Source organism: Allomuricauda sp. CP2A, from assembly GCF_001683915.1.
Lineage (GTDB): Bacteria > Bacteroidota > Bacteroidia > Flavobacteriales > Flavobacteriaceae > Flagellimonas.
Window position 1 is genome coordinate 108,625 of record NZ_LXTT01000020.1, and the last position, 20,485, is coordinate 129,109.

General features: G+C 45.0%; 12 protein-coding genes. 8 read left to right on the plus strand and 4 right to left on the minus strand.

What is annotated here, in order from left to right; genetic code table 11:
* The first annotated feature begins 192 nt into the window (after positions 1–192).
* The gene (locus tag A7D14_RS02100; protein WP_067029413.1) at positions 193–2,904 is read left to right on the plus strand and encodes a DUF5695 domain-containing protein; all 2,712 of its coding nucleotides are present in this window, start codon (positions 193–195) and stop codon (positions 2,902–2,904) included.
* On the opposite strand, the gene A7D14_RS02105 is transcribed toward A7D14_RS02100, so the two are convergent.
* The gene (locus A7D14_RS02105; protein WP_067029415.1) at positions 2,894–3,631 is read right to left on the minus strand and encodes an NUDIX hydrolase; all 738 of its coding nucleotides are present in this window, start codon (positions 3,629–3,631) and stop codon (positions 2,894–2,896) included. The two genes, A7D14_RS02100 and A7D14_RS02105, sit on opposite strands and share 11 nt — an antisense overlap.
* A 266-nt stretch (positions 3,632–3,897) precedes the next feature.
* Here A7D14_RS02105 and A7D14_RS02115 point away from each other — a divergent pair, with 266 nt between their 5' ends.
* The 7 genes from A7D14_RS02115 to A7D14_RS02145 all read left to right on the plus strand — a co-directional run bounded on the left by A7D14_RS02115 (position 3,898) and on the right by A7D14_RS02145 (position 14,277).
* A complete protein-coding gene (locus A7D14_RS02115; protein ID WP_067029419.1) occupies positions 3,898–5,451 on the plus strand; it encodes an alpha-N-arabinofuranosidase in 1,554 nt (517 codons plus the stop codon).
* Positions 5,452–5,458: 7 nt separating this feature from the next.
* On the plus strand, positions 5,459–7,432 hold the full coding sequence (locus A7D14_RS02120; protein ID WP_067029454.1) for a glycoside hydrolase family 127 protein: 1,974 nt from the start codon (positions 5,459–5,461) through the stop codon (positions 7,430–7,432).
* A gap of 91 nt (positions 7,433–7,523) precedes the next feature.
* Positions 7,524–9,200 (plus strand): ribulokinase, encoded by a 1,677-nt coding sequence (locus tag A7D14_RS02125; RefSeq protein ID WP_067029420.1) that lies wholly within the window; start codon positions 7,524–7,526, stop codon positions 9,198–9,200.
* A 1-nt stretch (position 9,201) separates the two neighbouring features.
* Positions 9,202–9,900: an L-ribulose-5-phosphate 4-epimerase gene (locus A7D14_RS02130; RefSeq protein WP_067029422.1), complete on the plus strand. Its 699-nt coding sequence runs from the start codon at positions 9,202–9,204 to the stop codon at positions 9,898–9,900.
* A gap of 20 nt (positions 9,901–9,920) precedes the next feature.
* Positions 9,921–11,426, plus strand: a complete 1,506-nt coding sequence (gene araA, locus A7D14_RS02135; RefSeq protein ID WP_067029424.1) for an L-arabinose isomerase — start codon at positions 9,921–9,923, stop codon at positions 11,424–11,426.
* Between the two features lie 37 nt (positions 11,427–11,463).
* The gene (locus A7D14_RS02140; protein WP_067029426.1) at positions 11,464–12,648 is read left to right on the plus strand and encodes an aldose epimerase family protein; all 1,185 of its coding nucleotides are present in this window, start codon (positions 11,464–11,466) and stop codon (positions 12,646–12,648) included.
* Between the two features lie 9 nt (positions 12,649–12,657).
* Positions 12,658–14,277 (plus strand): sodium:solute symporter, encoded by a 1,620-nt coding sequence (locus tag A7D14_RS02145; RefSeq protein ID WP_067029428.1) that lies wholly within the window; start codon positions 12,658–12,660, stop codon positions 14,275–14,277.
* Between the two features lie 422 nt (positions 14,278–14,699).
* On the opposite strand, the gene A7D14_RS02150 is transcribed toward A7D14_RS02145, so the two are convergent.
* The 3 genes from A7D14_RS02150 to A7D14_RS02160 all read right to left on the minus strand — a co-directional run.
* Positions 14,700–17,855 (minus strand): efflux RND transporter permease subunit, encoded by a 3,156-nt coding sequence (locus A7D14_RS02150; protein ID WP_067029430.1) that lies wholly within the window; start codon positions 17,853–17,855, stop codon positions 14,700–14,702.
* A 1-nt stretch (position 17,856) separates the two neighbouring features.
* A complete protein-coding gene (locus A7D14_RS02155) occupies positions 17,857–19,065 on the minus strand; it encodes an efflux RND transporter periplasmic adaptor subunit (protein ID WP_067029432.1) in 1,209 nt (402 codons plus the stop codon).
* Positions 19,058–20,485: TolC family protein (locus tag A7D14_RS02160; protein WP_313790792.1), on the minus strand; the 1,428-nt coding region annotated here is incomplete at its 5' end. The genes A7D14_RS02160 and A7D14_RS02155, both read right to left, overlap by 8 nt.

Genomic DNA, 20,485 nt, shown 5'->3' on the forward strand with positions numbered 1-20,485 from the left:
ACAAGTTTGGATTATGATGTACGGGAATATAAAAATAACATTCAAGCAATCAAGGAAATTATTCCAGTGTTCCCAACATGAACAGGATTTCAATACAGGTAGAAGACATTGCATGGGACGGTGAGAACCTAGTGGTTCCCAAGGAAAGTGCCAATAGCTACACACTTAAACTAAACTAATAAGCAACTACAGATGACGAATAGACTAGTATGGATAGGATTGGTATTGTTTTTCAGCACCATTTTTAGAATGGAGGCCCAAGGATATTGGGGCAGGATTGAGCATAGGGAACCCACTTTGGGCATTGCAGAGGTCTATCAAAAATTCAACACCCCAGATTTTCAATTGAAATTGGTCAAGGCGTCCCAGACGGTAGCGGCACTTCGTCCTTCCAAAGCGTTACATTTTGATTTTACTCCCGGGGATCGATTGGAACTTCGGGACAAGGATAGTCTGTATCATCTAGGGGACATCAACCTCAGAATAAAGGATGCCAATGGCAACTGGGTGGATTTTTCCACGGCGACCACTCGGGCAGAGGTGACACCGTTGGAAGTCAGCGGTAGTGTTTTGGCCGCTGCTGATTTGGCCAATACCTTGCCCAAGGACATTCCCGTGTCCATAAAACGATACTACGAATTGGATAATGATCAACTGGTCATGCGTTTTGAAATCACAAACACCCAAAACACGCCTGTGGAAATTGGTGCATTGGGAATCCCCATGATCTTTAACAACATTTTGGAAGGAAAGTCATTGACGGAGACCCATGCGCAAAATGTCTTTTTTGATCCCTATATTGGAAAGGATGCCGGCTATTTGGAGGTGAAACGCCTCAGCGGTAGAGGACCTGCACTATTGGTGTTGCCCAAGGAAAACATGTCTTTTGAGGCCTATAGACCTCTCTTGGATGACCCTACGCCCAGAAGTATTGTCTTTGAAGGATTCCATGAGTGGATGGTACACAGCAAGGCCTATGCCGATAACGAATGGAAGGGTGTGGAGCAGTGGAATACACCCACCTCTTTGATGCTTCAACCCAACGAAACCAAAAATTTTGCAGTAAAGTTCGTCCTGTCTGAAGGGATAAAAGATATTCAGGGGACCTTGGTGAAAGAGGAGCGTCCGGTGGCAACCGGGGTTCCGGGCTATGTGGTGCCCCAAGATGTGAATGCCCAGTTGTTCCTCAACTATAAAAGTGCGGTAGGCTCCATCATCGTAGAACCCAAAGGTGCTCTGGAGATCAAAGAAGAGGGTGCTACGGCATCAGGATTGAAAAAATATAGGGTCTCAGGAAAAAAATGGGGTAGGGCCCGTGTCACCGTTACCTATGCTGATGGATTGCAACAGACCATCAATTACAAGGTTATCAAGTCTGAAGAAGAAGTAATTGCTGATTTTGGTAGTTTTTTGACCAACGAACAATGGTTTGATGATCCCAACGACCCTTTTGGAAGAAATCCGTCGGCCATAACCTACGATTATGACAAGAAAGAACAAGTGACCCAAGACAGCAGGGTGTGGATCAGTGGTTTAAGTGATGAAGGTGGGGCCGGTAGTTGGTTGGCCGCTGTTATGAAACAATTGGTGCAGCCCAATCGGGAGGAAATCGTAAAACTTCAAAAGTTTGTGGACAACACCCTTTGGGGAGGGATTCAATATGATGATGGGCCTCTAAAATATGGAGTGAAGAAAAGCCTTTATTACTACGAGCCGGATTCATTGCCCAAAGGAACCTATAGCGATAAGATCAATTATGGCACTTGGGCGGCTTGGGATCGCAAGCATGCCAATGACCCGGGTAGGTCGTACAATTATCCCCATGTGGCCGCGGCCTATTGGGTACTCTACCGTTTGGCCCGCTACCATGAAGGCTTGGTGGACAACAGGTCATGGCAGTGGTATTTGGAGAATGCCTACCATACCAGCGTGGCCATGGTGGAAAAAGCGCCGTATTATGCACAATTCGGGCAAATGGAAGGTTCTGTTTTCCTACTGATTCTGGAAGACCTTAAAAATGAGGATTTAGCCGATATGGCCACAGATTTGGAAGCGCGAATGAAGGAGCGGGCAGACCATTGGAAGGCATTGGACTATCCGTTTGGTAGTGAAATGCCATGGGATTCAACAGGGCAGGAAGAAGTGTATATGTGGTCCGATTATTTTGGATATGACCGTAAGGCATGGGTCACTTTGAATGCTATTTTGGCCTACATGCCTACCATGCCCCATTGGGCCTACAATGGTAATGCCCGAAGGTATTGGGATTTCTTGTACGGGGGCAAAGCAGGGGAAACGTCTCGCGTGGAACGTCAAATCCATCATTATGGCTCCTCCTTGAATGCCATTCCCGTATTAAAACACTTCAGAAAGAACCCCGATGATCTATATCTTTTAAAAGTAGGGTATGGCGGTCTTTTGGGCGGGATTTCCAACATTACCCAAGATGGTTTTGGCCCAGCAGCCTTTCATTCCTTTCCATCAACCTTAAAAATAGATGGGATTACTGGGGATTATGGTTCCGGGTTTTATGGCTATGCGGTGAATTCGGCAACTTACATTACCCAAGATGAGGATTTGGGGTGGTTGGCGTTTGGTGGTAACCTGACCCAGAGAGGAGATATTGTTGAGGTGGACATTACCACGGCGGCAAAATCCAGGGTGTACATCGCTCCCCAAAAAGTATGGTTGACTTTGGATGCCGGAACTTTTGATAAGGTGGGCTACAACACCAAAACCGGGGAAGTTGAAATTACGCTGGCCGGGAAAGATGACTTTACCCCAAATGCTTTTTTACGGGTGGATGCTGAAAATATCAGTTTGCCCTATGAAAAGATTCGGGGAGCTTACAAAATCCCGTTGGACAGGAAAAATCTAAAAATAGGAATACGGATTAAATCTTAAAGATGAATCCGTCTTCCTCTACTTTCTTCTTGTATTTTTCCTTGTCAAAAACGTAGAGGTATGCCCCTTTGCGAGAAACGCTCATGTCCTTTTCATCCAGTTTGATGAGAACATCCAATGAATTGATCTTGTTGATGAAGTTCCTTTTGTCCAACTTCTTGTCCAAAATGGATTCATAGAGATTTTGGAGCTGACGCATGGTGAATTTTTCGGGAAGTAATTCAAAACCAATGGGCTTGGTCATTGCCCTTCTCCGGAGTCTGGCTATAGCTCTTTGGACCATTTCGTTATGGTCAAAAATCAAATCGGGAGCTTCGTTTAGTTCAAACCAACGGGCCGAATCGATTTGAATACCGTCAAATTTGTGTGATTCAACATCAATGAGCGCATAATAAGAAACGGAAATCGTTCGCTGACCCGGATCCCGGTCTATTTTACTGTGGGTATACAGCTGCTCCATATAAATGTCACTGAGCCCGGTAAGCGTATGGAGCACCCGGACGGCAGCCTGATCTAAATTTTCGGTCTTTTTAAGGAAACCGCCAATGAGCGACCACTTTCCTTTTTCTGGTTCAAAATTCCGTTTTATGAGCAGTATCTTCAGGTTTTCCTTATCAAAGCCAAAAATGATGCAGTCAACGGCCAAAAGGACCTGGTCTTCTTTATCGTAGTAATTGAGTTGCATTTTTAAATCTTCGGCTTCTTCTAGGTTGTTGGTTATTTTCATGAGGACTAAAATCCTAAATCTAATTCTGTTAAACAAATGTTTGTAAGGTAAACACAAAAAATAATCTAAGCAGATTCATAACACTTTTTTAACGCTAATTCTTGCAAAATCCAAAATTCTTTACGTTCTTTACTAGTGTGGATGATACACTTTAAAATCGTTGAATCGATAATTCGCGTGGCGAATCCTATTTGAGTTAGTTTTAAGCTTAGTAATTTTAGTAAGGCCATGGTCTTGCCATGGCCTTTTTTTAAACCCTTCCGAGTATGAAAATTAATATGCATGTTTTAAAATATGCAGTGGTCTCTTTGGCCATTGTATTGCCTTCTGTGCTTTCGGCGCAACAAGCGGTAACTGTTCAAATCAATAAGAATGCTGATTCAATTCAGATCAGCAGACATATTTATGGCCATTTTGCCGAACATTTGGGTCGATGTATTTATGACGGTCTTTATGTAGGCGAAGAAAATAAGGTCATTCCCAATACCGAAGGTGTTCGAAACGACATCATCGCGGCCTTAAAAGAACTGAACATTCCCAATCTGCGTTGGCCCGGAGGCTGTTTTGCAGATACCTATCATTGGAAAGATGGGGTTGGGCCCCAAGAAGATCGGCCAACCATCGTGAACCGTTGGTGGGGAGGTACCACAGAGGACAATAGTTTTGGCACCCATAATTTCTTGAACCTATGTGAAGTATTGGATGCAGAGCCTTACTTATCGGCCAATGTAGGCAGTGGAACCGTGCAAGAACTTATAGATTGGGTACAGTACACCAACCATGACGGCGTGAGCCCAATGGCAGATTGGAGACGTGAAAATGGGCGCGAAAACCCCTGGAAAGTTAAATATTGGGGCGTGGGCAATGAAACTTGGGGCTGCGGGGGCAATATGACCGCCGAATACTATGCAGATATTTATCGCCAGTATGCCACTTTTCTACCAGGGTGGTCAGGTGAGACAGAAATTTACCGCATTGCCTCGGGAGCTTCCGAAGATGATTATCACTGGACGGAAACCTTAATGAAAAATGTGCCACATGAATTGATGGAAGCGGTTGCATTGCATGACTATGCCGTATTTAATTGGGATGCCAAAGGGCCCTCGGTCAACTTTGATGAGGAAATCTATTTTAAGAGCATGGAGCAGGCCTTGAATATGGAAGAATATGTCACCAAGCATATCGCCATTATGGACAAATATGACCCGGAGGGCAATGTTGACCTGTTTGTGGATGAATGGGGCGGTTGGTACGATGCAGAACCTGAAGTAAAAAACGGGGTGCTCTACCAACAGAACACCATTCGCGATGTGATGATTGCAGGTACCGTATTGAACACTTTCAACAACCATGCAAAACGGGTGAAAATGGCCAATTTGGCCCAAATGGTAAATGTGCTTCAGGCCGTTATCCTCACCGATGAGGAAAAAATGATCAAGACGCCCACCTACCATGTTATGAATATGTACAAGGTGCACCAAGATGCCCTATTGCTTCCTTCAAAAATTGATAACAATGCCCAGTTTAGGGGGCTTCCGGCCATATCCGTATCGGCTTCAAAAGATAAAGGGGGTGCCGTTCATATCTCCTTGGTCAATATTGATCCCAAAGAAGCAATGACGGTTGAGGTAAATGTCTCCGATTTGGATGTCAAGAACCTACAGGCTGAAATACTTACCTCGGAAAAACTTCAGGATCACAATTCATTCAGCGATCCAGAGAAGGTAGTGCCAAGTGAATTCAAAGATTTTAAACTCAGAAAAGGAGTGCTTTCCATTGAAGTACCTGCGCACTCACTTATCGTGTTTGAAGGAAAATAAAGAATTAATGAAGAAAGGATTACTAATGACAATGGGCCTAGTGGCCCTAGTGGTGTCGTGTAAGAGCAATACCCAGAAACAGCCGGATGATGCAGCGTTGGATGTAAAAGAAGGATATCCCATTGAAGCGGTAAACATCAGAAATGTAAAATTAAAGGATGATTTCTGGTTGCCCATTATAGAAAGGGTTCAGGAAAAAACCATTGAATTTGCCCTTGAGAAATGCGAAGAAGAGGGGCGGTTTGACAATTTCCTGATTGCCGGGGGTGAAATGGAAGGACCTGTCAAAGGGGTCATGCCTTTTGATGACACCGATGTCTACAAGATTATTGAAGGGGCATCCAACTCCTTGATCAGTGCGCCAAACCCCCAATTGGAGACCTTATTGGATTCCTTGGTGTCCATCATAAAAGTGGGACAGGAAGCAGATGGTTATTTGACAACATGGAGAACCATAAATCCGGCCAAACCACCTGCATCTTGGGTTGAGGTGAATGAAGGAAAACGTTGGGAATCTTTGGCCGCGAGCCATGAACTCTACAATGCAGGTCATTTGTTTGAAGCCGCTGCCGTACACTATAAAGCCACCGGAAAACGAAATTTCTTGGACATCGCCCTTAAAAATGCAGATCTTATGGTGGAGACATTTGGTGATGGAGAGGGAAAGATAGCTGCGGTACCCGGGCATCAAATTATTGAGACGGGACTCATTAAATTATATGAGGTCACTGGAAAGAAAGAATATTTTGATCTTGCCAAATACTTTTTGGATCATAGGGGAGACCCAGAAAACCATGAACTTTTTGGAGCATATTCACAAGATCATTTGCCGGTTATCCAACAAGATGAGGTGGTGGGCCATGCCGTTAGAGCGGTATATATGTACGCTGGTATGACGGACATTGCCGCTATTGAAAAGGATACTGCGTATTTGAAGGCAGTGAATGCCCTTTGGGATAATATGGTCACCAAGAAAATGTACATTACCGGAGGTATTGGTGCAAAACATGAAGGAGAGTCTTTTGGTGAAAATTATGAACTGCCCAACTTAACCGCTTATAATGAAACCTGTGCTTCCATTGGGGATGTCTACTGGAACCACAGACTGCACAATCTTACTGGGGACGTGAAATATTTTGATGTTATTGAGCGGACCTTGTACAATGGATTGATTTCTGGACTTTCCTTGGACGGAGAGAAATTTTTCTACCCCAATGCCTTGGAATCCGATGGGGTTTACAAGTTCAACCAAGGCGCATGTACCCGAAAAGATTGGTTTGATTGCTCTTGCTGCCCCACCAATGTGATCCGTTTTATTCCCGCCATGCCCGGTTTGATCTATTCCAAAACCGATGATACCATATTTGTGAATCTGTATGCTGCCAACGATGCCACGGTTGATCTTAAAGATCAAGCCGTTCAAGTATCGCAGGAAACCACATATCCGTGGAATGGAAAAGTAAAACTTACCTTAGATCCAGAAGAAACTGGTGAGTTTACCATGAAGTTCAGGGTTCCCGGATGGATCAGAAATCAGGTTTTGCCCAGTGATTTGTATCACTATGCCAACCCGGTGGACCAAAACAGCACCATAACCATCAATGGAGAAGCCATTGATGCGGTTGCTGAGAACGGTTACTATACCCTATCCCGGGAGTGGAAAGCAGGAGATGTGGTCAACTTGGAATTTCCCATGGAAGTGCGAAAAGTCATTGCAAACCCATTGGTTGAAGAGAATAAGGACAAAATGTCCTTGGAATACGGCCCCATTGTGTATGCCGTGGAAGAGGTTGACAATAAAGGAGATTTTGACAACATTAAATTGGCGTCAAACGACCAATTTCAAGTTGAAATGCAGCCTGACTTATTGGGAGGTGTAAGCACTATTTCCAACGATAATCTAACCGCCATACCCTATTATGCTTGGTCCAATAGGGGGGTAGGGAAAATGAAAGTGTGGTTGCCCATTGAAAAGAACTAAACGGGAATGTTACCCACAAATAAATTAGAAAACCCAAAAAGATAAATTGGTGTTTTAGGTATAAGGTATACCTAGTTTATCAACGCATAGAATGAAAAAGTACGTAATAGGATTGGATTATGGTTCCGACTCGGTTAGAGCGGTTTTGATTGATACGGAAAATGGAGCGGAGTTGTCCTCGGAGGTCTTTTGGTACCCCCGCTGGAAAGAACAGAAATACTGCAAACCTGAAATTAATCAGTTTAGGCAGCATCCCTTAGATCATATTGAAGGTTTGGAGCATACCATAAAAGCTGTGGTTACCCAAAGTGGAGTGAACCCCGAAACCATTGTGGGAATTTGTATTGACACCACCGGTTCGTCGCCCATGCCACTTACAAAAGAAGGAACCCCCTTGGCCTTGGTGGAAGGATTTGAAGAAAACCCCAATGCCATGATGGTGTTGTGGAAAGACCACACCGCTGTAAAAGAAGCCAACGAAATCAATGAATTGGCGAGAAGCTGGGGCGGTGAAGACTATACAAAATACGAAGGCGGCATCTATTCCTCCGAATGGTTTTGGGCCAAGATACTTCATGTTGCCCGGGAAGATAAAAAGGTTGTTGAGGCTACGCATACGTGGATGGAGCATTGTGATTACATCACGTATCTATTGGCCGACCAGAAAGATTTAGAAACATTCAAACGAAGCAGATGTGCCGCTGGTCATAAGGCCATGTGGCATGAAAGCTGGGGAGGATTGCCATCCCAAGAGTTTCTCTCCAAGTTGGATCCCTATTTGGCATCCCTTCGGGATAAGCTTTATGACGAGACCTATACCTCCAACGAAATTGCAGGCCATTTGAATGAAGAATGGGCAACCAAATTGGGACTTACCACCAATACGGTGCTGGCAGTGGGAACATTTGATGCCCATGCCGGAGCGGTAGGGGCCAAAGTGGACCACCATGTGCTGGTTCGGGTGATGGGCACTTCCACCTGCGATATCATGGTATCCACCCACGATGCCGTTGGCGATAAGACCGTAAAAGGCATTTGTGGTCAAGTTGACGGCTCCGTAATCCCTGGTTTGATGGGATTGGAAGCAGGTCAATCCGCTTTTGGGGATGTGTTGGCCTGGTTCAAGAATGTATTGGCCTGGCCTGTGGATAATTTGGTGATGAAGTCATCAATCCTATCCGAAGAACAAAAACAACAGTTGAGCGAAGAAGTTGAAGCCAAATTTATACGGACTTTGGCCGAACAGGCCGAGGCAATCCCACTTTCGGAAGTGGTGCCCATGGCTTTGGATTGGGTCAACGGAAGAAGAACTCCAGATGCCAATCAAGAACTGAAGAGTGCCATAACCGGAATCTCATTGGGGACAAAAGCACCCCATATTTTCAAAGCTTTGGTAAATTCCATCTGTTTTGGTTCCAAAATGATTGTAGACCGATTTGAGGAAGAAGGCGTTAAGATAGAGTCGGTTATCGGTATTGGTGGTGTGGCACGGAAATCGCCTTTCATCATGCAAACGTTGGCCAATGTCTTGAACATGCCCATAAAAGTTGCCGAATCGGATCAGGCACCTGCCTTGGGTGCGGCCATTTACGCAGCCACCGCAGCTGGGGTTTATGAATCCGTTATTGAGGCAAGCAAGGTGATGGGCAGTAGTTTTGAAGCTGAATATTTTCCGCAGGCTTCTCAAGTGGAGACCTATGCCAAATTGATGGAATCTTATAAAGAGCTTGGTCAATTTGTGGAAGAACAAACAAACAAAAAGAGTTAAAATGTCAACATATAAATCGCTTAAGGAAGAATGTTATGAGGCCAATATGGAGCTCAATGCCCTGGGGCTGGTCATATACACTTTTGGCAATGTAAGTGCAGTGGATAGACAGAATGGTGTTTTTGCCATTAAGCCCAGTGGGGTGCCCTACGAGAAACTGAAACCATCGGACATGGTGATTTTGGACTATGACAATACCGTGGTTGAGGGTGATTTACGCCCTTCTTCGGATACCAAGACCCATAGCTATCTCTATAAAAATTGGGAAAACATTGGAGGAGTGGCCCATACCCATGCCATGTACTCTGTCTCTTGGGCCCAGGCCCAACGTGATATTCCCATTTTTGGGACCACACATGCAGACCACCTGACACAAGATATTCCTTGTGCCCCACCAATGGCCGATGATTTGATTGAAGGCAATTATGAGCACAACACCGGAATACAGATTTTGGATTGTTTTTCATCCCGAAACTTGGATTACAATGAAGTGGAAATGGTGCTCATAGGGAACCACGGTCCTTTTGCCTGGGGCAAAAACGCGGCCAAGGCCGTGTACAATACTAAAGTATTGGAGACCGTGGCGCAGATGGCCTACCTAACCCTTCAAATCAACCCCGACGCCCCTAGATTAAAAGACTCTTTAATAAAAAAACATTATGAGCGTAAGCATGGCAAAAATGCCTATTACGGTCAATGACGAATCAATAATTAAAATAAATGAAAATAGCTGAAAAGGAGATTTGGTTTGTAACAGGAAGCCAACATTTGTACGGCCCTGAAACACTAAAGCAAGTGGCCGCAAACTCAAAAAATATTGTGGATGGATTGAATGCATCGGGCAATTTGCCCATTTCTTTGGTATTTAAACCAGTGGTGACCACTCCAGATGAAATTACCGCTGTATGCAGGGAGGCAAGCAATGATGTCAAATGTATTGGTGTTGTGGCGTGGATGCATACCTTCTCGCCATCTAAAATGTGGATAGCCGGACTTACCGTGTTGAGCAAGCCATTGTGCCATCTTCATACCCAGTTCAATGCCGAAATCCCATGGGACAGCATTGATATGGACTTTATGAACCTGAACCAATCCGCCCACGGGGATCGTGAGTTTGGTTTTATGATGACCCGTATGCGCAAAAAGCGCAAGGTTGTGGTTGGGCATTGGAAAGATGCACGCGTTCAGCAAAAACTGGCCGTTTGGTCAAGGGTAGCTTTGGGCTCCCATGAACTGCAAAATATGAAAGTGGCCCGGATTGGGGACAACATGCGCGAGGTGGCCGTTACCGAAGGAGACAAAGTAGCTGCCCAAATGCGGTTTGGGGTCGCTGTGAATGCATACGACTCGTCTGACATCACTAAAATCATCGATACGTTAGATCAAAAGTCAATTGACCAACTGCTTGAAGAATACGAATCAAGCTATAATTTGACCGACGCCCTTAAAAAAGGAGGCGCCCAACGGGAATCCCTAGTCGAGGCCGCCAAGATTGAATTGGGGCTTCGCACCTTTTTGGATAACGGAGGTTTTAAAGCCTTTACCGATACCTTTGAGAACTTGGGAACTTTACGTCAGCTACCTGGATTAGCCGTTCAGCGGTTAATGGCAGACGGTTATGGTTTTGGTGGCGAAGGCGATTGGAAGACGGCAGCCATGGTCCGTGCCATGAAAGTTATGGCCACCGGATTGGAAGGAGGCACTTCTTTTATGGAAGATTATACCTATCACTTCACCCCGGAAAAGGATTATGTCTTGGGATCCCATATGTTGGAGATTTGCCCATCCATTGCCAAAGGAAAAGTATCCTGTGAAGTGCATCCATTGGGTATCGGTGGCAAGGAAGACCCTGTGCGGTTGGTGTTCAATTCACCCGCTGGCGAAGCACTCAATGCTTCTTTGGTGGATATGGGAAATAGATTCCGTTTGATCGTGAATGAAGTTGAAGCCGTGGAACCTATGGCGGATTTACCTAAATTGCCGGTTGCCAGGGTTCTTTGGGATGCCAAACCCAATTTAGATGTGGCTGCAACAGCTTGGATATTGGCTGGAGGAGCACACCATACGGTCTATACACAAGCGTTGACCACCGAATACATGGAAGATTTTGCCGATATTTTCGGCATTGAACTTTTGGTAATTGATGCTGATACGCGAATTAGAAGTTTCAAAGACCAGATACATGCCAATGAAGCCTATTACCATTTGTTTCAACATAATATGTAGATATAAAAATCAGTAATTAATCGAACAAACTAAAATCATGAGAACAATACAAGCTTCTTTTCTATATTTTGTTTTTCTTGCAGCACTCTTACATTTGGGGTGTAAGGAAAATAAAAAAGAGAACCAATCGGAGAATCAAATGGTGAAGACGGAATCAGGGAAAAGCCATGTTGGGAAAAGCACTTTTGGCGAAATGCCCAATGGAGAACAAGTGGATAAGTATACCCTCAGCAACGAAAATGGCATGGAGGTAGACGTCATCACCTACGGTGGTATCATTACGCGTTGGACCGCTCCTGATAAAAATGGAAATTATCAAGATGTGGTTCTGGGATTCAATGATCTGGAATCTTATTTTGGAGATGTACCGTATTTTGGAGCATTGGTTGGTCGGTATGGCAACCGTATCGCCAAAGGCCAGTTCTCTTTGGATGGCGAAACCTATACCTTGGCCAAAAACAATGGACCAAACCATTTGCACGGGGGAAACAAAGGATTTGATAAAGTGGTGTGGAATGCAGAGGCGGAAAACACTGATGATGGAGCTTCTTTGGTGCTTACCTATACCAGTGCCGATGGTGAAGAAGGCTATCCCGGAAAGCTTGATGTAAAAGTGACCTATACCTTAACAGGTGACGACCAATTGGATATTCACTATGAAGCAGTGACGGATAAACCAACGGTGGTAAACCTTACCCAGCACAGCTATTTCAATCTTTCTGGGGATTTTTCCCAAGATATTCTGGATCATGAAGTCACGTTGAATGCACCGGCCTATTTGCCTGTGGATGCGGGATTGATTCCAACAGGGGAACTTCGCCCCGTTGAGGGAACACCTTTTGATTTCACCGAACCCAAAGCAGTTGGGAAGGAAATCAATGCCGATAATGAACAAATCAAAAGAGGTGGGGGTTACGATCACTGCTGGGTGTTGGATGAAACAAACGGGGATTTTGGTTTGGCAGCATCAGCCTATCATCCAGAAACGGGACGATTATTGGAAGTCTATACCGATGAACCTGCAATACAATTCTATACCGGAAATTTCTTGAATGGAGCTTTGGTCTCCAAAACTGGGGGAACCTATGGAAAGCGTTCTGGGCTTTGTTTGGAAACACAGCACTATCCTGACTCACCCAATCAGGAAGCATTCCCAAGCACAAGGTTAAATCCAGGTGAAACCTATAGTTCGCGCACCAGTTTTAAATTCTCAACCAAATAAGCTACCATAATGCAGAGATTGGATACGATTGATTGGATTACCATATCCATTTATTTTGTGGTGCTCTTGGGGATAGCAGTTTGGGTTATCCGAAAAAAGAAAGAAAATACCGAGGACTACTTCCTTGCTGGCAGAAATGTGGGATGGTTTGTGGTCGGAGCATCCATTTTTGCCTCCAACATAGGGTCGGAACACGTAGTGGGGCTCGCTGGAGCAGGCGCTGGTGACCGATTGCCCATGTTGATCTATGAAATCCAAGCTTGGGTTGTATTGATTCTGGGTTGGGTCTTCCTACCGTTCTACGCAAGGGCAGGAGTGTTTACCATGCCGGAATTCTTGGAAAAACGTTTTGATGCCCGCTCGCGCTGGATACTTTCCGTATTCTCCATTGTAGCTTATGTATTGACCAAGATTTCGGTAACCATTTATGCCGGTGGTGTTGTGGTCTCCGCTTTATTGGGCATCGATTTTTGGACCGGCGCCATTGCCACAGTAGTATTGACTGGGGTGTATACGGTCCTTGGAGGAATGCGTGCAGTGGTCTATACCGAAACGTTACAAGCCATAATATTGATCATTGGGGCGGCAGCCCTAACAGTTATTGGATTAGAACATGTAGGAGGTTGGGAAAGTATGAAGGAGACCGTGACCCCGGAATATCTGAATATGTGGCGTTCCGCTTCTGATCCTGATTTTCCTTGGCCATCGCTATTGATAACCAGTACAATTGTTGGAATTTGGTATTGGTGTACGGACCAGTACATCGTTCAGCGAGCATTGACCGCAAAGAATATCAAGGAAGGAAGACGGGGAACCATTTTTGGCGCATTGTTGAAATTGATGCCAGTTTTCTTGTTCTTGATTCCAGGAGTCATTGCATTGACCTTAAAAATGAGAGGGGAGTTGCAATGGGATTCACCTGATGAGGCATTCCCTGTTTTGATGAGTAATTTACTGCCTTCAGGATTAAGGGGATTGGTGGCCGCAGGTCTCTTGGCAGCCTTGATGAGTTCGTTGGCCTCTGTGTTCAATTCGTGTTCAACATTGTTCACGGTGGATATTTACAAAAAGCTACGGCCCAATACTCCCGAGAAAAAACTGGTGAGAACAGGTCAGATTGCTACGGTGATCGTGGTGATCATCGGTATTATCTGGATTCCTATCATGGCCAATATTTCTGGAGTGCTCTATGAATACCTTCAGAGTGTACAATCCTATATAGCACCTCCCATCACCGCAGTATTTTTGTTGGGAATTTTCCACAAACGAATCAATGCCCAAGGGGCTTATGTGACCTTGATTGTTGGATTTGTGGTGGGTGCCCTTCGTATTGTTCTCGAACTTGTCAAGGATTCACTTGACCCGAGCAGTTTCTGGTTCACTTTGGGAGATATGAACTTTTTATCTTTCGCAGCATGGTTTTTCCTATTCTGTATCATTTTGATCTTGGTGGTGAGCTATGCCACGGCCGCACCATCTGAGGAAAAACTGAAGAACTTGACGTATGCCACCATTTCTGAGGAAGAAAAACAAGAAAACAAGAACAGCTACAACTGGAAAGATATAGTCATATCCATTTTAATTGTGGCCATTGTAATCTATGTGATGGTTTGGTTCAACGGAAAGTAAAGACAAATCTTTGATTGGAAGAAAAGGCTGTAAGAGATTCTTACAGCCTTTTTTATATCCAGATACATTAGACAATGTGTGCAGAGCTGTTCAGGATGCTTGAAATTGCATTGATGAAAAACAATAATGTTCTAACCTGAGTTCGATTGTTAATGAAAAGTAAATCAGAGTTTTAACTCCAAAGTGTCAGGTCGAGCGCAGTCGAGACCTATTTAACAGTTGAAAATTTAAAAGACTTCTCGACTGCGCTCGAAGTGACGTAGTCTTTGACTGTGTACATTACTGATTTTCAATATATTTAATTTCAAAGCAATAATCGAACTCAGGTTTCTATTATTTCCTATGTATGGAAATAGGTGGGCACTCAATGGGATTGATAGTGTATTAACCCTCACCCCTTGATAAAACCGGTGCTCCCTAAGTTATTTATCCGTTGGAATGGGACTGTCCGTTACATTGACTTCCTTAACGGTTCGTCCTTTGGCCAATAAAAGTCTCAAATCTTCCAAAATCAAATACAGACAGGGCACAATCACCAAAATGATGGTGGTGGCAAATACAATCCCAAACCCCAAGGAAATGGCCATGGGAATTAGATAGAAAGCTTGGCTGGAAGTTTCCAGGATAATTGGGGCGAGTCCTCCAAAAGTGGTCATAGTGGTCAAGATAATGGGTCGAAATCTACGTAGCCCGGCTTCATGGATGGATTTATAAATGGGATTACCTTCTTTTCTGCGTTTGTTGGCGTAGTCTATCATGATCAAGGAGTCGTTGACCACAACTCCGGACAGGGCAATTACCCCCATTAAACTTACCAGGGATAGATCATACCCCAACAAGATATGGCCAATAACGGCACCAACAATCCCGAAGGGAATGGCAAACATAACAATTAAAGGCTGTACATAACTGCTAAATGCAACGGCGAGCAATACATAGATCAAGAGCATGGCAATTACAAATCCAGCCCGAAGCACACTTGTACTTTCCCGCATATCGGCTTGGCTACCTTCAAAACTCCATGTAATTCCCGGGAAATCGGCCCTTAACTGGGGCAGTGTTTCTTCTTGGACCCTGGCTATGACCCTGTTTACGGAATTGGCCGGTTCCACGTCCATGCCCACATTAACCACTCTTCTGCCATCGCGGCGATTGATATTGGTGAAGGCTTCCTCTTCTTCAATTTCCACAACATCCATTAAGGGAACTTCCACGCCATCAGGGGTACGAATTAAAAAGTTTTCCAGATTATTGATGTCCTTACGCTCATGTAAGGGCAGTTTTACCCGTACCTCTATCTCGTCCATTCCACGTAACTGTCGCATGGCCAAAGCGCCGAAGAAAGCATCCCTGACCTGCCTTCCGATGTCATCTGAAGTGAGTCCAAGATTTCTGCCTTGGGGCAACAACTTAAAATTGTACTGTGTTTTTCCCTTGTTGTAATTATCGGTGACATCTCGGGTGTTGGAAAAGGCCTGCATCCTATTTACAAAAGCCGTACTGGCTTTTTCCAGTACATCAATATTGGAATGGCTAAGATCAATGCTGATGGCCTGCCGGGCGCCCCCGGGACCCCGTTCGGCCTCAAAAGTGATTTGGTCCACGCCCTCAATATCCCCAATATTGTCACGCCAAAGGGCTATGACCTCAGCAGCAGTAACATCTCTTTGGTCTGGGGGGAGCATCACAATTTCAACATCGATAAAATTCTGGCCCCGAACATTGGTCTTTATGCCTTCGGCCACTTCATAGAGATTGTGTTCCTCGAACATGCGTTGTGTGGCTTCAGAAATGTCATGCGCCACCTTGGCGGCTTGGTCCGGAGTGGTACCCACTGGCAAACGAACCCCGGCTTCAATTTCATCTGCCGCAACTTCGGGCATCATAATCATGCCCATGTGACCACTGTAGCCGTATCCGCCCACAATCAATAAAAGGGCAACAGCAATACTCAGAGTAATGTATCGATGTTTTAGACACATATCCAGCATTGGACGATATCGTTTTTCCACAAAATTGTCAAACCTCTGGGCAAAGCGCTTTTGCCATCCTTCAAGTTTCAATACCCATTTACTTTTGTTTTTCTTCTCTTTTAAATGGCCCAAGTGTGAAGGGAGTATGAATAAAGCTTCAAGTAGCGAAACAGCCAAAATTACAATGACCACAGCGGGCAGGGGCTGCCAGAATTTTCCGGTTTCACCGGGCATGAAGAGCAGGGGCACAAAGGCAATAATGGTGGTAACAATGCTAAAAGTTACGGGCAAAGAAACATCTTTGGTGCCTGCAATTGCCGCTTTCATGGGGCTCAGGCCTTTTTGGCGGTATTCGTATACATTTTCACCCACAACAATGGCATCATCCACCACAATTCCCAGCACCACCAAAAAACCAAACATGGAGATCATGTTTATGCTCACTCCGATCAGGGGTAGAACGATCATACCCCCGATAAAGGAAATGGTCATACCTATCATCACCCAAAAGGCCAGTCTGTATTCCAAGAACAAGGTCAGTATGATCAATACAATGACAATGGCGAGGATTCCATTTTCTGTAAGAAGGGACAATCGTTCTTGGTAATCTGCTGCACGGTTGCTATCGGTGCGGAAGTTGATCCCCGGAGGCAATTGGTAATCTTTTAAAATGTTTTCCACCACCTCGGCAATCTCCAAGGGGGATTGGTCACCAATTCGGAAAATTTGAAGTTCCACATAATTGGCTTGGTTGAATTGACCATGAAATCCGGTCTCTTCAAAACCGTCGGTGATGGTGGCGATATCCTTTAAACTTACTTTTGCACCTGAGGGTGATGACACAATGGTGATATTTCCAAATTCTTCGGCCCATTGTTTACGCTCCTGCATGCGCAATAAAATTTCGCCACTTTGCGTCTGAACGGCACCTGCTGGCACATCATTGCTACTTTGTTGAATAATATCGGCCACCTGGCCCAGTGTAAGGTTATATTTTTGAAGGTTGTTTCTGGGGATTTCCACCCGCGTCTCAAAATCGGGCACATTGTTCAGTTCCACTTGTGTGATTTCGGGATTACTGAGCAAAATGGTCCGTAAACGTTCCGCAATATTTCGCAAGGTCCAGATATCAGCATCGCCATAGATTCCAATTTGGAGTACGTCCCGTTGCCGGGAACGAAGACTTACCTCGGGGCGTTCAATGTCATCGGGGAAGGTACGTATACGGTTTATGGCTTGATCAATATCCTGAAAGGCCTTCATGCGTTCGGTGCCAGCAACCAACTCAATGCTGACCTCTCCCGACCCCTCATTGGCCTGTGAGACAATTTCCTTAATGCCCTGTACCCCACGGACGGCTTCTTCAACAGGCTGTAAAACCCCTTGTTCCACTTCTGCGGGTGATGCGCCCGGGTAGGCCACCGAAACTTCCACAAAATCCAATTGGAATTCAGGGAATACTTCTTTTTGAATGGTGTACATGGTAAACAGACCACCACCTATCAATACCAGCATCAGTAAATTGGTGGCAATGGAATTTCGGGCCATATAGGCTATGGCTCCTTCTTTTCTCGGCGATTTTTCAGTGTCTTTCTCCTCCTGCATCCTATTCCTGTGTTTGCGTGTTGGGTTCCTCTGTTCTGGTTCTAAGATCAATACCGTTGGTTACGGTACTAAGGTTGGTGGTCACGACCATTTCACCCTTGTTCAGGCCATTACTGATGTAGGCGTGTTTGTCATCGGTCAATTCAATGTCAACATCTCGAATTTCCAATTTATTTTCCTTCATGACCCACACCGTATTATTAGTCCGAATATAGTCTCTGCTCAAGCGCACTACATTTTCTAAGGGGTTGGCCTTAATATGAACATCCACAAAGGATCCTATCATGAGTTTGGGTTGTCCTTCCATAGCTTTTGTGGTAGCTAATGGGTCGGGAACCCTTACCAAGACCCTAGCCAATCGGGTTTGTCCTTCAAGGGCGCCAATTTGTTTGTCCAGATACCCTTCTCTATAGCTGTTGGATGTCCAAGCGGTTGGGTTTTCAATACGCACAAGGGAACCTTTTTCGGAATTGCCATTGGGAAAATCCAGCCATTGTATTTTGGAAACGGGAACCGCAGCGGTTACCCAATAATGTTCTGTGCCCACAATACGGCCTAAATTGTCTCCTTGCGAAACTTGGGAGCCCTTGGTCACATTTTGACTGAGAATGTGGGCATCAAAAGGGGCGCGAATGGTAGTTCGTTCCAAATTGAGCTGGGCTTGTTCAACTGAAGCCCTTGCTGCATTGATATTGGCCTTTACGGCATTGAGTTGCGGTTTTCTGAGGACCAATTGCCGTTCTTCTTCGGATAGGGGGTTGTTTCCAAAAAGTGAATCGTTGACTATAAGTTGGAGATCTTGCTCTGCAATTTGTTGTCTTCCCATTTCGGTGGCCAAGGTAGTTTCCGACTGTAACAATTCACTTTTTCTGAGTTCAAGGGTGTTTCTATAATCGGAAGGGTCTATCTGCAATAAAATTTCATCCTTCTTAACAAAACCACCTGGGGTGAAGGCAGGATCCCTTCGTATGATCTGACCGGGCACCAACGGACTCAGGATTACATCTTCAACGGGCTGCACGGTGCCTGTGGCCACAATGGTAGGCTCAAAAGTGCCCTGTTCCACCGGGATTACATCAACAAGAATAGCTGTTTCAATTGAGGCACCCTCCCGTTCTGCTTCAGGTTCGGTGGAGAAAATAAGTGTTGTGATCAGAATGCCACCTGCCAGGATGGCCAAACAAATCAATAGTATTTTTTTGCTACTCATACAGTTGTTTTACGTTGCTGTTTTGATTCTCAAGATCTCTGCCTGTTTCAAAACCTCCGGCCAAAGCTCGGTACAATCCAATACGAATCTGGATGTGCTGAAGTTGGGCCGATACTAAGTCCCTTCGTAGTTGTTGTTCCTGATCAAGACCCAGCAATACATCCAAATATGGGCTGAAGCCGTTCAAGAACTCCACCCGTAATTGTTTGTTGCTTTTTTCCGCAAGTTCCAATTGCCGCTGAATGTTCTCCAACCTTTGTTTTTGCATAATGTCTTGCACAAGGGCATTTTCCACTTCTTGAAAGGCGGTTAAGGTAGTTTGTCCGTATTGGTAGAGTCGCTGTTTTTTAATGGCTAGAGTTCTGTCCACTTCGGCATTTAATTGACCTCCGTAAAAGAGCGGAGCCAAAATATTTCCGGCCAGGGAATAGGCCCAATTGTCAAAAAGGTTTTCAAAGCTGTTGGAACGCAGTTGACCTCGGGCACTTATTGAGATTCTGGGATATTTACTCCGTACTGCGGAGGCCCAATCTTGATCAGCGGCCAGTAAAAGAGCAAAAGACTGCTGTAGATCCGGTCTGCGCCTAACCAGTTCCAAGGGGAGGCCTGTTTCAGGTAGCCCGGACACTTTGGGTAAATCTATGGTGTCAAAGGTTAAATCATCCTGAGGTTGTTTTCCCAAAAGTACCGCCAACTGATTTTCCAAAACTTGTACATTGGTGGAAAAGATGATCTGTTGTTCTTTGGTGCTTTCCAGTAATTGGGCTTGCCTGAGAATATCCACAGCCCTGATCTGTCCGCCTGTAAACCGTGATCGTATGAGTTTAATGATGGCCTCGTTGGTGGCAATCTGGTTTTCGGTGATTTGCAACTGTTTTTTGGCAGCTATCAATTGGTACCAAGTGGATGTAATTTCGGCAGAGAGCGAAATGGCTGCTGCCCGATAATCAAAGAGACTGGCCTCGGCCCTAAATTTTTCTGCCCGGACCGCAGTTCCAATTCGGCCCCAGAGATCCAGTTCATAGTTGGCCAAGAACCCAAGCTGGGTGTTTTCACCCCCTACAAAATCCGGTTCCGGTAAATTGATGGCCGTTTGGGCCGAGGCGTTTATTTCGGGCCATTTATTGGCCGCTTGTCCCCTTACAACAGCTTTGGCGGCCATGAATTGTTGCCATGTGGCGGCCAAATCAAGATTGGATTGCAGGGCACTGTCAATCAACTTGTTCAATTTTTCATCCTGAAATGCATGCCACCATTTGTCCTCAATGGTATTTGTGCCAGTTTGTGAGAATTCCTTTGGCTCATCAATGGGCAGTTCAGTATTTGAAAATCTAGGTGCACAGCCCAAAATCAGCAATGCAATGCAAGAGAGGGGCAATAGCGGGTTGTATTTGGCTAATTTGATCAGCACGAGTTTTAG